Raw genomic sequence first — 11794 nt, 5'->3', positions numbered from 1 at the left:
TTCCGCGGTCGCGCCTCTGGCGCGCCGCACCCCTACGAGCAGTGCCCGGAGCGTCGCAGGGCGTCGTTCTGCAAGGCGGAGGAGGAAGCGATACCGGCGGTATCGCGCCCGACGACAACGCCGCAGAACGTCGCCCTGCGGCGCTCCGGGTCAGTTGGACTCTTGGCGGCCGAGGCGCCAGTACCCCATGAACGCCACTCGCTTCCGGTCCAGTCCGAGCTCGGTGACCAGGCAGCGGCGGATCAGCTTCACGGCGCCGGCCTCTCCGGCGATCCAGGCGTAGAGGCCGGGGTCGGTGCTCTCGTCGGGGACCTCCCAGAGGATCTCGTGGTCGACGTCGATATCGCTGACGTCGACGCCGCGGTGGTGGGCGGTGAGGAAGCGGGTGGCCCAGGCGCGGACCGCGTCGCCGAGGGCCGCTCCGGGGGCTGCTCCGTCGGCGCGGACGATCCAGGTGACGTGGACGCCGGCGGGGTGGCGGAGCGGGAGGCGGTCGAGGGCGGTGGGGACTTCGAGGAACGCGGCTCCGGTGGCGTCGTCGTCGAGGCTCTCGAGGATCGCGGCGATGGCGGGGACGGCCGTCTCGTCGCCGGCGAGCAGGAGGGAGGTGGCGGCGCCGGGGTGGAACTCGACTCCGCCGCCGGGGAGGTCGGAGCGCGTGTCGGGCGCGATGATGACGATCTGGTCGCCGGGGCGGGCGGTCTCGACCCAGGCGGAGGCCGGTCCGGTGTCGCCGTGGGCGGCGAAGTCGATGTCGACCTCGGCGTCGTCGGGGCGGACGGCGCGGATCGTGTAGGTGCGGAGCGGGTTCCGGAGCTCGTCGGGGAGCTGCCGCCAGCGGCCGTACCAGTCGGGGTCGAGTCCGTCGGGTCCGTCGGGGTCCGAGACGGAGGCGAGGAAGGCGGGGGCGTCCGAGGCGGCCGTCGGGACGACGAGCTTGATGCGCTGGTCGGGGCCGGTGCAGCCGATGTGGTCGAGGCCGGTGCCGGTGAGGGTCACGCGGACGAAGTGGGGGGCGATCCGGGTCGCTGCGGCGACGGTCGCGAGGTACGGCCGGTAGGCCGGTCGGGCGGGGGCGGCGGTCGTCGGAGGCATCGCCTCAGTCTCGCACAGAAGGTAAGCCTTGCCTAACACTCAGCCAGGACGCCCGGCTGACGGTCAGCGCGCGGCGTGCTCGGCGGAGGTGCGCAGGCGCGCCTCGACGTCGGCGGCGAGCTCGGCGACGACGGGGCCGGCCCCGCCGATCCAGGCGCAGAAATCGTGGCGGTCGTCGGCCCACGGGTAGTCGCCGTCGACGACCGACATCTCCCCGACCCAGGCCCGGACCGCCCGGTCGAGCGCGACTCCGCGGGAGCAGCGCTCACCGGTGCCGGGGGCGCCCGAGCGCTCGGAGCGGCCGAGCCAGGTGACGCAGACCCGTCCGGGGGCGGCGAGCGGCGGCAGTCCGCGCGCGTCGTCGACCTCGACGAAGACCTGGCCGCGAGCGTTCGCGGGGAGGGTGTCGAGGATGCTCTGGATCCACGGAACGACGGTCTCGTCGCCCGCGATCAGGAACTGCTTCACGTCGACCGGCGCGGAGCCGTCGCGGTCCTCGAACATGCACATCGTGGTCGAGTATAGGCAAGGCTTACCTCAGTGGCCAGAGCCGGACCCTGACCATCCGCCGAGCGGCCGCGGCCGGACCCGTCACCACTGCGGCGGGTGCCGCCGCTGCCAGCGCGCCCGCCGCTCGAGCTGCGCGCCGATCGCGAGCAGCGTCGCCTCGCCGCCGGGCCGCCCGATCAGCTGGACGCCCATCGGCAGGCCCTCCTCCGTGGTGCTCAGCGGAAGGGTGATCGCGGGGAGGCCGCTCACGTTCACGAAGGACGTGTACGGCGTGTAGAGGCACTGCTGCTCGAAGTTGCGCTCGGGATCCTCGAGGTCGTACCAGCCGACGGGGCGCGGCGTCATCGCCAGCGACGGCGTCAGGACCGCATCGACGCCGGAGAACGCCGCGATCACCGCGCGCTCGTAGCCCGAGAGCCAGGACGCCGCCTCGACGATCTCGCGGGCGGAGCGCCGGCGCCCCTCCTCCACCAGCCAGCGGGTCAGCGGCTCCAGCAGATCGAGGTCCGCCTCCTCGACGGGCAGGGTCGCGGCACCGCTCTGCCACAGCGTCCGGAACGCGGCGGGGTACGCGGCGCTCGGGGGCAGCGACACCTCCTCGAGACCGTGGCCGAGGGCGGCCAGCCCGGCGATCCCCTCGTCCAGCGCGGCGCGCGCCTCCGGAGCGAGTGCGATCTCGTACTCCTCGTCCCAGGGCGAGTCCGTCAGCACGCCGATCTGGAAGCGCCCCTCTCCGCGTACCGCGGCGCCGAGGAACGAGCCGTCGCCGTCGCCGGGCGCACCGAGCGACCAGCGCTGCGGGAGACGGCCGTTCGTCCTCTCCAGGATGCCCTCCAGCAGGAGGCCCGCGTCGGCGACCGACCGGGTGATCGGACCGGCGACCGTCAGGCCGCCGACCCCGCCGATCCCCGAGAGCGCGGCGACGCGTCCGCGGGAGGGCTTCAGGCCCACCAGGCCGCAGGCAGCGGCGGGGATGCGGATGGACCCGCCGCCGTCCGAGGCGGGAGCGAAGGGCAGCAGTCCCGCGGCGACGGCGACCGCCGCGCCGCCGCTGGACCCGCCCGCTCCGAGGCGGATGTCCCAGGGCGTGACGGCGGGCGGCCCGATCCGCGTCTCAGTGTAGGAGGGCATCCCGAACTCGGGCGCCGCGGTCTTGCCGAGGCTGACCGCCCCCGCCGCGTCGAGCACCTCGACGATCTCGTCGGAGGCGGTGGGCACGTGGTGCTCGCGCAGGCGGGATCCGGATGCGGTCCGCACGCCGGCGCGCCGCCAGAGGTCCTTGTCGCCGCTCGGCAGGCCCCAGAGCGGAGCGGTTCCGGGATCGGTGCCGAGCGCCGCGGCCCGCTCCCGGGCCCGGTCGGCGGTCACCGTGGCGAAGGCGCCGAGCTCTCCGTTCCAGCGCTCGATCCGGGCGAGGTAGTGATCGGCGAGCTCGAGAGGCGTGACCTCTCCGCGCTGCAGCCAGTCCCACTGCTCCTGGGCGCTGAGGTGGTGGAGTTCGAACATGGAACGACCCTAATCCGCGGCTCCCGGGAGTCGGCGGAACAGGGTCGTGGGGGTCAGGCCGCGCGGCGACCGGTCTCGCTCGCCTCGTCGAGGCCCTTCCGGGCGCCGTCGGGCACCACGGTGTCGCGGTCGATCCGGGCGCCGGTTGCGATCACGGCCGAGCGTCCGATGCGGGAGTAGCTCCCGATCCGCGCGCCCGGTCCGATGATCGCCTCGGGCCCGACGTGCACGTTCGCGCCGATGAAGGCGCTGTGCCCGATCATGGCGTCGCGGTCGACCCAGCTGCCCGCGCCGATCCAGGCGCGCTCGCCCACGGTCGCGCCGGGCTCCACATAGGCGCCGGTCTCCACGTACGCGGTCGCCGAGACGCGCGATCCGGGAGCGACCATGCCGCGTCCGTTCGCGTGGCGGCGGTAGACGATCTCGTCGTCAGTGCCGCGCGCCCCTCGACCCTTGTTCATCCCTGTTCCTGCCATCTGCCTCTGGCTCCTCCGAGCTGTCCGGTGGGCGGGGCGCCGAGCCCCGTCCCGTCATCGGTAGACAACAGCGGCGAGCGCCCGGGCATTCCCCGTTCGGGGGGCGCTGGCGCGGCGTGGAGGCGTGGCGGCGGGCGGAGCGGACAGCGGGCTGCGGAGCGGACCCTGCCGGGCGGCCGCGGAGCGTCACTCCACCGCGTCGGCGACCGCGGTGACGACCGCGCGGAACCGCTCCGGCGCCTCGCGGATCCGCCGCCGCAGGAGGACCCCGGCGAGCGCCGACGAGGCCGGCGCGGCGACCAGCTCGCACTCGACCCGGGACCCCTCCTCGTCCGCAAGGACCCGCCACTGCTCGACGCCGAGCACCGGGAGCCGACGCTCGAGCCCGGTCCCCCGCCGCTCGTAGGCGCCGTCGGCGGCGAGGACGTCCGCGAGGGCGGCGAGCACCGGGGCGGGGTCGGCGTGGAGGACGGACGCGAGGGCGAGGAGGCTGCGCACGGCGGCAGTCTCGCACGCCCCCGCGTCAGGAGCGGGCGTCGAGGACCCGCCGGAGCCAGTCGAACGACGCCTTGGGCACGCGGTCGCGGCTGCGCGTGTCGACGGCCACGAGTCCGTGCGGGCGGCTGTAGCCGTGCTGCCACTCGAACGCGTCGACCAGGGTCCAGAGCTGCACGGCCTCCACCGGCAGTCCGTCGTGGACGGCCTCGGCGAGCGCGGCCAGGTGCGCCCCGAGCCAGCGGATCCGCTCCGTGTCCACGATCGCGCCCTGGCGATCGGGCTCGTCGGGGTAGCTCGCGCCGAGCGCGGTGACGACCAGCGGCGGGAGGGCCTCGCCGTAGCGCTCGACGAGCGAGCGCAGCACCGAGACCACCGCCCAGGGCGCGACCGGGGAGCCGTCGCCGGTGCGGTCCAGCTCCGGCCAGGGCGCCGTGTGGAAGGGGAGCGCCGGAGGAGCGCCCACCCCGGTCGGCAGCGCCGGGTCGCGGCCCGCGACGATCCGCAGCGGCGGAAGCGGCGCGACCGCGTAGAAGTCGAGCGGAGCCGAGATGCGCGCGAGGTCGACCGGATCCGCCTGCGCGAGGGCGCCGAGGAACGGCGGCAGCTCCTCCGGTCCGACCGGGTACGACCCGGTCAGCACGGCGTCGGCGACCAGGCGGTTCCGCAGGACGTCCGCCAGGGAGGCGAAGGCGCGGTCCCGGTCGTCGTCGGAGGCGGGCTCGACCGGGGCGAGCGCGTCGACCAGGCCGATCCTCCCGGTGACCTCGGCCGCCCGCAGCGCCTCCAGCGCCACGCCGTGCCCGAGCAGCTGGTGGTGCAGCGCCGGCAGGGCGCTGAACAGCCGGCCGGCGCCCGGCGCCTGCCGCGCGAGCGCGTAGCCCTCGAGCATCACCGTCGACGGCTGGTCGAGGGTGATCCAGTCGGCGACCCGGTCGCCGAACCGACCGCCCAGCTCGAAGGCGAGATCGCCGAAGCGGAACGCGGTGTCGCGGTTCATCCAGCCGCCACTGAGCGCCGACGGGGTGTCGCGGTGGTGCAGAGTCAGCGCGACCCGGATCCCGGACTCGGCGAGAGCGTCGAGCAGGCGGTCGTAGAAGCCGAGCCCTCCGCGGTCGATCGGCCCGCGGCCGTCGGGCTGCAGTCGGGGCCACGAGACCGAGAGCCGCAGCTCGTCGACGCCGAGATCGACCAGCAGCGCGAGGTCCTCCCGCCAGCGCAGGAGGAAGTCCGTCGCGATCTCGGGGGTGGCCTCCTCGGCGATCGTCCCCCGCTTCAGCGCGAAGTCGTCCCACACCGACCGGCCCCGGCCGCCCGTCTCGAGGGAGCCCTCCGTCTGGAAGGCGCTCTGCGCCAGTCCGATGCGCAGGCCCGGCGGCAGGAGGCCGCCGAGCTCGCGCGGATCGTCGAAGCGCGCGGCCTCGACGCGCACCTCCCGCCGATCGCGCCCGCGGGCCTCGTCTTCGCGCATCGCACTGTCCTCCGGATCTGATCGACGGGTATATTCTCGCGGAAGCGCTCTCCCGGATCTCCCCGACTCCCCCGACCGGCTGAGACGCCTCCTCCGAATGGTGTACATCCGGGAACAGTGGTGCGGCGCGCTTGACAGCTCCCCCCTGCCCCCGTGCAATGGACGCATCGTGAAATCGGGCGTCGACGTGGCAGTACCGGGGGGTTCACCGGTCGTGCCGGCGCCCCGACTCCGCCGATCCCCGCGGCGCACGGCCGCCCTGCTGCTGGTGCTGCTCGCGGCCGTCGCCTCCGTCTCCGGGCTGGCCGCTCCGGCCGCGCAGGCCGCCGCCGTCGCGATCACCGCGCCCGTCGCCGGCGCGGTCCTCAGCTCGGGAGCGACGACGGTCACCGGCACGGCGACGGCCGGGGACCAGGTGCAGATCGGGCTCCGCGGGGGCGGCGACCCCCTCTGCATCACCACGGCGGGCGCCGACGGCGGCTGGAGCTGCGCCGTCTCGCTCGACGACGGACCGGCGACCCTGGTCGCGGTGGAGCTCCTCGCCGGCGGCGGGACCACCTCGGCCGCCGTCTCGATCGCCGTCCTCAGCGCCCCCGTCATCGAGTCGGTCGACGGCTCGGCGACCTCCGCGGGCTCGGTCCGCGGCACGGCCTACCCCGGCGCGAGCGTCGCCGCGGTCTCGAACGGCGGCGCGGCGTGCCTGGCCACCGCCGACTCCGGCGGCGCGTGGTTCTGCCAGCTCGCCCCCACTCCGGCGCCGGGCAGCTACCGCGTCACCGCGACGCAGACCGCCTCCTTCGCCGGCAGCGCGGCCTCGCCGGCCAGCGCGCCGGTGACCCTCGTGGTCGACACCGCAGCGCCTGCCGCCCCTGCCCTCACGTCGCCGTCCGACGGCGCCGCTCTGCCGCTCAGCGGCGCCTCCTACTCCGGGACGGGCGTGGACGGCACTCGCGCCTACGTGTACGTGGACCGGGTCAACACCTGCGACGCGGCGGTCAGCGGAGGCGCCTGGAGCTGCACCGGCGGCACGATCACGGCGGGCGCGCACCGGGTCTCCGCCATCGCGGGCGACAGTGCCGGCAACTACAGCCCCCCGAGCCCCTGGATCGACGTGACCTTCGCGGCGGCGACGACCGCCCCCACCGGCACGCCCAGTGCGACGACGCCGGCCGCTCCCGGAGCCGCGCCCACCGCTCCCGGGGCCACCGCGTCTCCCGCTCCGAGCAGCGCGGCGCCGACCGCGTCCCCGTCGCCCGTGCGCCCTGGAGAGGCCGCGCCCGCACCCGACGACGAGCCGACCGCCGAGCCCACCGCGGCGCCGGTCCCGGCTCCCGACCAGGGCGGCGGAGACGTGCCGCCGCAGCCCGCCCCCGACGCCGGATCGGAGCCGGGCGGCTGGAGCTCGGCGACCGGGATGACCACCGCGCTGTCGGCCGGATCGCCCGTCGTCTCGATGACCGACTGGATGCGCTCGCTCGCCCTCGCTCTGCTCTCGCTCGCCCTGGTCGTCGTGCCGGCCCGCCTCGCCGCGGCCGGGCGCGCGCCCCGCGCCGAGCGCAGCTGGCACCTCACGGGCCGCAACAGGGCCGCCGTCGAGTACGACGACAAGCCGGACGCCGGCCCCGTCTCGCCGCGCCTGATGGTCGTCGGGATGATCGGCTGCGCGGCCGGCCTCGTCCTGCTCTCGGGACGCGTCGACGGCCAGCCGGCCTACCTGCGCCTGCTGATCGCCGTCATCGTGGCCGTCGCCGTGGTCAACGCGGTCGCCGCCGCCGTCCCCGCGCTGGTCGGGCGGCGGATCGGCCTCGGCGTGATCGGCGTCGTCGCCGCTCCCCGCGCGCTCCTCCTGGTCGCGGCGGCCGCTCTCGTCTCGCGCTTCGCGGGACTGGACCCCGCACTCCTCTTCGGCGTGGTGATCGGCCTCGTCCTCCCCGAGGGCGCGTCCGCCGTCGACCGGGCGAAGCTCTCCACCGTCCGCGTCGTCTCGCTGCTGGGTCTGGCCGGACTCGCCTGGGGCGCCTCCGCCGTGGTCCCGCCCGACGGCTCGTTCGGCTCCGTGCTGGCCGCCGAGGTGCTCAGCGCGACCACGCTGATCGCGGTCGGCTCGAGCGTGGTGCTGCTGTTCCCGGTCGGGCGGCCCGCCGGCCGCAGCATCCTGCAGTGGTCCCCGCTGCTCTGGCTCGGGCTCACGCTCCTCGCGACGACCGTGCTGTTCGTTCTGCTCACCCCGACCATCGCGTCCTGGTCGACCGACGGCGGAGCGGGCCCGGTGCTCTTCGCCGTCGTCGCCTTCAGCGCGGTGTGCACGTCGATCTGGGCCTGGCGCCGCTTCGTCGAGTCGGAGTAGCCGGGCCGGGCGGCCCGCTCAGCCGATCGAGACGGGCCGGTCGAGGTCGTCGCCCGGCAGCACGTCGGCCACGGCGCTGACGGTCAGCTCGCGCAGCGTCGCGATGCCGCCGTAGACGCCCAGGAACGCGGTGTCGGCCGCGTCGCGTCCCGTCGCGATCCGCACCAGGCTCGACCGCGGCGCGAGCGTCGTCGCGTCGACCGCCCGCCACTCCCCCTCGATCCAGGCCTCCGCGACCGCGTGGAAGTCCATCGGCTGCAGCCCCGGCGCGTACACGGCCGCCAGCCGGGCGGGCACGTCCAGCGCCCGGAGGAGGGCGACGACGAGGTGTGCGAAGTCGCGGCAGACTCCGCGGCGGGCGAGCAGCGTCCGCTCGGCCCCGTCCGTCGGGAGACTGGAGCCGGGGACGTACGCCAGGCGCGTGCCGACCCAGGAGCTCACCGCGTGCAGGAGGTCCGCTCCGGCGAGGCCGGCGAACTCCGCGCGGGCCGTCGCCCACAGCACGTCCGACTCGGCGTAGCGGCTCGGCCGCAGGTACCGCAGCCGGTCCACCTCGTCGCCCTCGAGCGGAGCGAGGCGTCCCAGGACGCGCGCGGAGTAGTCCACGACGAGATGCCCGACCGGCGCGTCGAGCACGTGCAGCCGGGTGCCGTGCTGGTCGATCACCTCGCGAGCGGCGAGCGGGCGGCCGTCGACGGTGAGCGTCAGCGACTCCTCCGCCCCGTACGCGTCGGCCACCGCGATCGAGAGGACGAGGGCGGCCGGAGCCGCGACGTCGAGGGTCAGGTGGGCCGAGACGTCGCGCTGCATGGGGCTCTTCTCCGGGGAACGGCGGGTGAGGTCAGGCGCCCTGCTCGCCCTTCGGCGGCGGGGTGGGGGCGGCGTCCGGCTCCTGCACGAGCTGCAGCCCGCCGGACGAGTTGGCCGAGACGGTCAGCAGGTCGATCCAGGTGCGGTTGATCGAAGGGACCCGGCCGCCGAAGTACTTGAAGTAGAGGGGCACGGAGGGGTCGAGCCAGATGCTCGAGCGGCCGTCGCCGACCGCCGGGTCGTCCCGCCAGGAGAAGAAGAAGCTCTCACGGCGCCGCAGCTTGTTGGCGATGACGATCTGGACGTGCGTGAGCGTGCGGTCGTCGAACTCGATCTCGACTCCCGAGGCTCCGTAGAGCAGCTTCCCCATGGGGGCCTCCCGGCCGCCCGTCTCCGGGCGGTGCATGACGGTGCCCGCGGGCACGAGAAGCGGGGCCGTTCCCGGCGCCCGCCGTGGACCGGGTGGCTCGCCTCCGGACGCGGGCGCCCGGGCACGGAACCGCCCGGTGACGACTCTAGGCGAGGTGGCACGGGCGCGCGGGATCCTCGTCCGATTCCCGAAAACCGGGCTCCTGTCCGCGGAAGGACGACCGGGACGGGACCGGACCCGGCTCCCCGACGGATCCGGTCGTGACGCGCCGGGGCACTGCCGCGCCCGTGTCGGAGGTCGGACGTACGGTACCCGCATGATCGAATGCGCACTCTGCGGAACCGACGCCGTCGTCCTCGACCGCTCCGGCGGCCGCGACACCGAGGAGGAGCTCGTCGTGCTCTGCACCGACTGCACCCCGGGCGAGATCACCCAGGCCCTCGAGTCCGCCCTGCTCGAGCCCGGGCGACGCAGCGCGCACGCCCGCGCCGCCTAGAGACCAGCGCGTCGGACGGAGTGCCCCCACTGGGACTCGAACCCAGACTGAGACGATTTTAAGTCGTCTGCCTCTGCCGATTGGGCTATGGGGGCGACCACCGGGAGGACGGATCCTCCCGGCGGCGATGTCAGGACTTCGCGGGCTCGCCGCCGACCGGGACCGGAGCACCGGCCTGGCCGGGGATCTGCGCCGGAGCCTGCGCGGCCGGAGCCTCGGCGGCAGGGGCCGCCGGACGCGGACGCGACGCGTAGGTCTCGAAGGAGCCGCGGGGGAACTCGCGGGCCTCGATCGAGGCGATGTCGCGGCCGAGCCAGAGGTTGTTCCACCAGCCCCAGACCACGCGGAACTTGCGCTCCCACGAGGGCATGGCGAGACCGTGGTAGCCGCGGTGCATCACCCAGGCGGGGAAGCCCTTGATCGCGATCTTGCCGGACTGGAAGACGCCGATGCCGATGCCGAGACCGGCGACCGCTCCCGCGTTCTTGTGGAAGTAGTCCACCGGCTCCTCGCCGCGGAGCACCGCGGTGATGTTCTTGGCCATGAGCTTGCCCTGGCGGACGGCGTGCTGGGCGTTCGGCACGCAGAAGCCGCCGACGCCGCCACCGGTGAGGTCGGGGACGGCGGTCGCGTCGCCGGCGCCCCAGGCGCCCTCGACGAGCACGTCGTCGTGGCCGACGCGGAGGTCGGCGCGCACGCGCAGGCGGCCGCGCTCCTCGATGGGCAGGTCGGAGTTCTTGATCGACGGGTTCGCCATGACGCCCGCGGTCCAGATGATGAGGTCCGACTCGAAGCTCTCGCCCGTCGACAGCTGGATGACGCCGTTCTCGGCCGACTTCAGCTGCGTGTCGAGGTGCACGGTGGCGCCGCGCTGGTCGAGGTTCTTCAGCACCCAGTGGCTCGTCTCGAGGGCGACCTCGGGCATGATCCGGCCCATCGCCTCGATGAGGTGGAACTGCGTCTCCTCGAAGTCGATCTCGGGGTAGCGCTTGAGCAGCGCGCTCGCGAAGGAGCGCAGCTCGGCGAAGACCTCGATGCCCGCGAACCCGCCGCCGACGACCGTGACGGTCAGCAGGCGCGAGCGCTCGGGGCCGGCCGGGAGCGACGCAGCCTTGTCGAAGTTGGTGAGCATGCGGTCGCGGATCGCGGTCGCCTCCTCGATCGTCTTCAGGCCGATCGCGTTGTCGGCGACGCCCGGGATCGGGAAGGTGCGCGAGACGGAGCCGGCGGTGACGACGATCTGGTCGTACTCGAACTCGTAGGGCTCGCCCACGGTCGGGGTGATCGTGGCGGTGCGGTTCGCGTGGTCGATCTTCGTCACCTTGGCGGCGAGGATCGCGGTCTTCTTGAGGTGGCGGCGGAGCGAGACGATCGCGTGGCGCGGCTCGATCGACCCCGCGGCGACCTCGGGGAGGAAGGGCAGGTACGCCATGTAGGGCAGCGGGTCGACGATCGTGACCTCTGCCTCGTGCGGCCGGAGCTGCTTCTCGAGCTTCCACGCGGTGTAGAAGCCGGCGTAGCCGCCTCCGACGATCAGGATTCTGGGCACGGTTGACTCTCCAAGAGGGATGGACAATGCGAACACCCTCACGCAACGCGAAGTGCCCGCTCTCGATGCGGTGGGCAGCACTGACCCCGACTGGGAATCAGCTTAGCGAAGAGCGCGCCGGTGGTGGCGCCTCCGTGGCTCCGGTAGGAGCGGCTACGCGTCGAGCGGCCTGCAGGCGCAGCGCTCGGGAGACCAGTCGGCGCGGGCCAGGGCCAGATCGCCGATGGGATTGACGCCGGGGCCCGCCGCGAGGGCGTGCGCGGCGAGAGCGTGGAGGCACTTGACCCGTGAGGGCATGCCCCCGGAGGAGATGCCCGCGATCTCGGGGACGGAGCCGACGCTCTCGCGGTCGGCCAGGAACGCCCGGTGCGCAGCGGCGTAGGCCTCGCGCAGCTCCTCGTCCTCCGCGAGCATGCCGTTGTACTCGACCATGACCTGGGTGGCCTCGAGCTGCGAGATCGCGGCCGTCGCGGCGGGGTGGGTCAGGTAGTAGAAGGTGGGGAACGGCGTGCCGTCGGACAGGCGGGGGCTCGTGGAGACCACCGTCGGGTCGCCGCAGACGCAGCGGGCGCTGATCCCGACCACGTCGCGGGCGGGGCGGCCCAGCTGGGCGGAGACGACCGCGATGTCGCGCTCGGTCGGCGGATCGAAGGGGGGCGTGGTCACGGG

12 protein-coding genes and 1 tRNA gene are annotated in these 11794 nt (G+C 74.5%); 2 read left to right on the top strand and 11 right to left on the bottom strand.

The annotated features are described in order from the left end of the window. Positions 1 to 150: 150 nt before the first annotated feature. From GSU45_RS05410 to GSU45_RS05385, 6 genes are all read right to left on the bottom strand, one after another. Positions 151 to 1095, bottom strand: coding sequence for a siderophore-interacting protein (locus tag GSU45_RS05410; RefSeq protein ID WP_159913338.1), 945 nt, complete (start codon positions 1093 to 1095; stop codon positions 151 to 153). 63 nt (positions 1096 to 1158) lie between these two features. Beyond that, a complete protein-coding gene (locus GSU45_RS05405; RefSeq protein ID WP_104225027.1) occupies positions 1159 to 1605 on the bottom strand; it encodes an SIP domain-containing protein in 447 nt (148 codons plus the stop codon). 81 nt (positions 1606 to 1686) lie between these two features. Continuing rightward, positions 1687 to 3111 carry an amidase gene (locus GSU45_RS05400; protein ID WP_159913336.1) on the bottom strand — a complete coding sequence of 475 codons (1425 nt, stop codon included), beginning with the start codon at positions 3109 to 3111 and terminating at the stop codon, positions 1687 to 1689. 53 nt (positions 3112 to 3164) lie between these two features. Continuing rightward, complete coding sequence (locus tag GSU45_RS05395) at positions 3165 to 3587, bottom strand: transferase (protein WP_244248232.1); 423 nt, start codon at positions 3585 to 3587, stop codon at positions 3165 to 3167. Positions 3588 to 3773: 186 nt separating this feature from the next. Next, a complete protein-coding gene (locus GSU45_RS05390; protein ID WP_159913334.1) occupies positions 3774 to 4085 on the bottom strand; it encodes a hypothetical protein in 312 nt (103 codons plus the stop codon). Between the two features lie 25 nt (positions 4086 to 4110). Beyond that, on the bottom strand, positions 4111 to 5553 hold the full coding sequence (locus GSU45_RS05385) for a family 1 glycosylhydrolase (RefSeq protein ID WP_159913332.1): 1443 nt from the start codon (positions 5551 to 5553) through the stop codon (positions 4111 to 4113). Between the two features lie 214 nt (positions 5554 to 5767). On the opposite strand from GSU45_RS05385, the gene GSU45_RS05380 reads away from it, so the two are divergent. Then, the gene (locus GSU45_RS05380; protein WP_159913330.1) at positions 5768 to 7900 is read left to right on the top strand and encodes a hypothetical protein; all 2133 of its coding nucleotides are present in this window, start codon (positions 5768 to 5770) and stop codon (positions 7898 to 7900) included. Positions 7901 to 7918: 18 nt separating this feature from the next. Here GSU45_RS05380 and GSU45_RS05375 read toward each other — a convergent pair whose 3' ends face one another. Both GSU45_RS05375 and GSU45_RS05370 read right to left on the bottom strand, forming a co-directional pair. Continuing rightward, positions 7919 to 8710: a transglutaminase family protein gene (locus GSU45_RS05375; RefSeq protein WP_159913328.1), complete on the bottom strand. Its 792-nt coding sequence runs from the start codon at positions 8708 to 8710 to the stop codon at positions 7919 to 7921. A gap of 31 nt (positions 8711 to 8741) precedes the next feature. Next, a complete protein-coding gene (locus tag GSU45_RS05370; protein ID WP_068211888.1) occupies positions 8742 to 9080 on the bottom strand; it encodes an ATP-dependent DNA ligase in 339 nt (112 codons plus the stop codon). 316 nt (positions 9081 to 9396) lie between these two features. Here GSU45_RS05370 and GSU45_RS05365 point away from each other — a divergent pair, with 316 nt between their 5' ends. Next, positions 9397 to 9576, top strand: a complete 180-nt coding sequence (locus GSU45_RS05365) for a hypothetical protein (RefSeq protein ID WP_159913326.1) — start codon at positions 9397 to 9399, stop codon at positions 9574 to 9576. 21 nt (positions 9577 to 9597) lie between these two features. Here the strand turns inward: GSU45_RS05365 and GSU45_RS05360 are convergent. The 3 genes from GSU45_RS05360 to GSU45_RS05350 form a co-directional block, all read right to left on the bottom strand. Further along, positions 9598 to 9671: transfer RNA gene (locus GSU45_RS05360), tRNA-Leu, on the bottom strand. Between the two features lie 35 nt (positions 9672 to 9706). Then, complete coding sequence (locus GSU45_RS05355) at positions 9707 to 11125, bottom strand: NAD(P)/FAD-dependent oxidoreductase (protein WP_159913324.1); 1419 nt, start codon at positions 11123 to 11125, stop codon at positions 9707 to 9709. Positions 11126 to 11278: 153 nt separating this feature from the next. Further along, entirely contained in the window at positions 11279 to 11791 is a 513-nt protein-coding gene (locus GSU45_RS05350) for a DUF501 domain-containing protein (RefSeq protein ID WP_159913322.1), read from the bottom strand. Between the last annotated feature and the right edge of the window lie 3 nt (positions 11792 to 11794).

The sequence above is a fragment of the Rathayibacter sp. VKM Ac-2801 genome (assembly GCF_009834245.1).
GTDB lineage: Bacteria > Actinomycetota > Actinomycetes > Actinomycetales > Microbacteriaceae > Rathayibacter.
This window is presented reverse-complemented; position numbering and strand designations above follow the sequence as displayed.

Bases quoted from the DNA above. Each gene is read 5' to 3' on its own strand.
- GSU45_RS05410 (WP_159913338.1), bottom strand. From the start codon at position 1,095: ATGCCTCCGACGACCGCCGCCCCCGCCCGACCGGCCTACCGGCCGTAC.
- GSU45_RS05405 (WP_104225027.1), bottom strand. From the start codon at position 1,605: ATGTGCATGTTCGAGGACCGCGACGGCTCCGCGCCGGTCGACGTGAAG.
- GSU45_RS05400 (WP_159913336.1), bottom strand. From the start codon at position 3,111: ATGTTCGAACTCCACCACCTCAGCGCCCAGGAGCAGTGGGACTGGCTG.
- GSU45_RS05395 (WP_244248232.1), bottom strand. From the start codon at position 3,587: ATGGCAGGAACAGGGATGAACAAGGGTCGAGGGGCGCGCGGCACTGAC.
- GSU45_RS05385 (WP_159913332.1), bottom strand. From the start codon at position 5,553: ATGCGCGAAGACGAGGCCCGCGGGCGCGATCGGCGGGAGGTGCGCGTC.
- GSU45_RS05375 (WP_159913328.1), bottom strand. From the start codon at position 8,710: ATGCAGCGCGACGTCTCGGCCCACCTGACCCTCGACGTCGCGGCTCCG.
- GSU45_RS05370 (WP_068211888.1), bottom strand. From the start codon at position 9,080: ATGGGGAAGCTGCTCTACGGAGCCTCGGGAGTCGAGATCGAGTTCGAC.
- GSU45_RS05365 (WP_159913326.1), top strand. From the start codon at position 9,397: ATGATCGAATGCGCACTCTGCGGAACCGACGCCGTCGTCCTCGACCGC.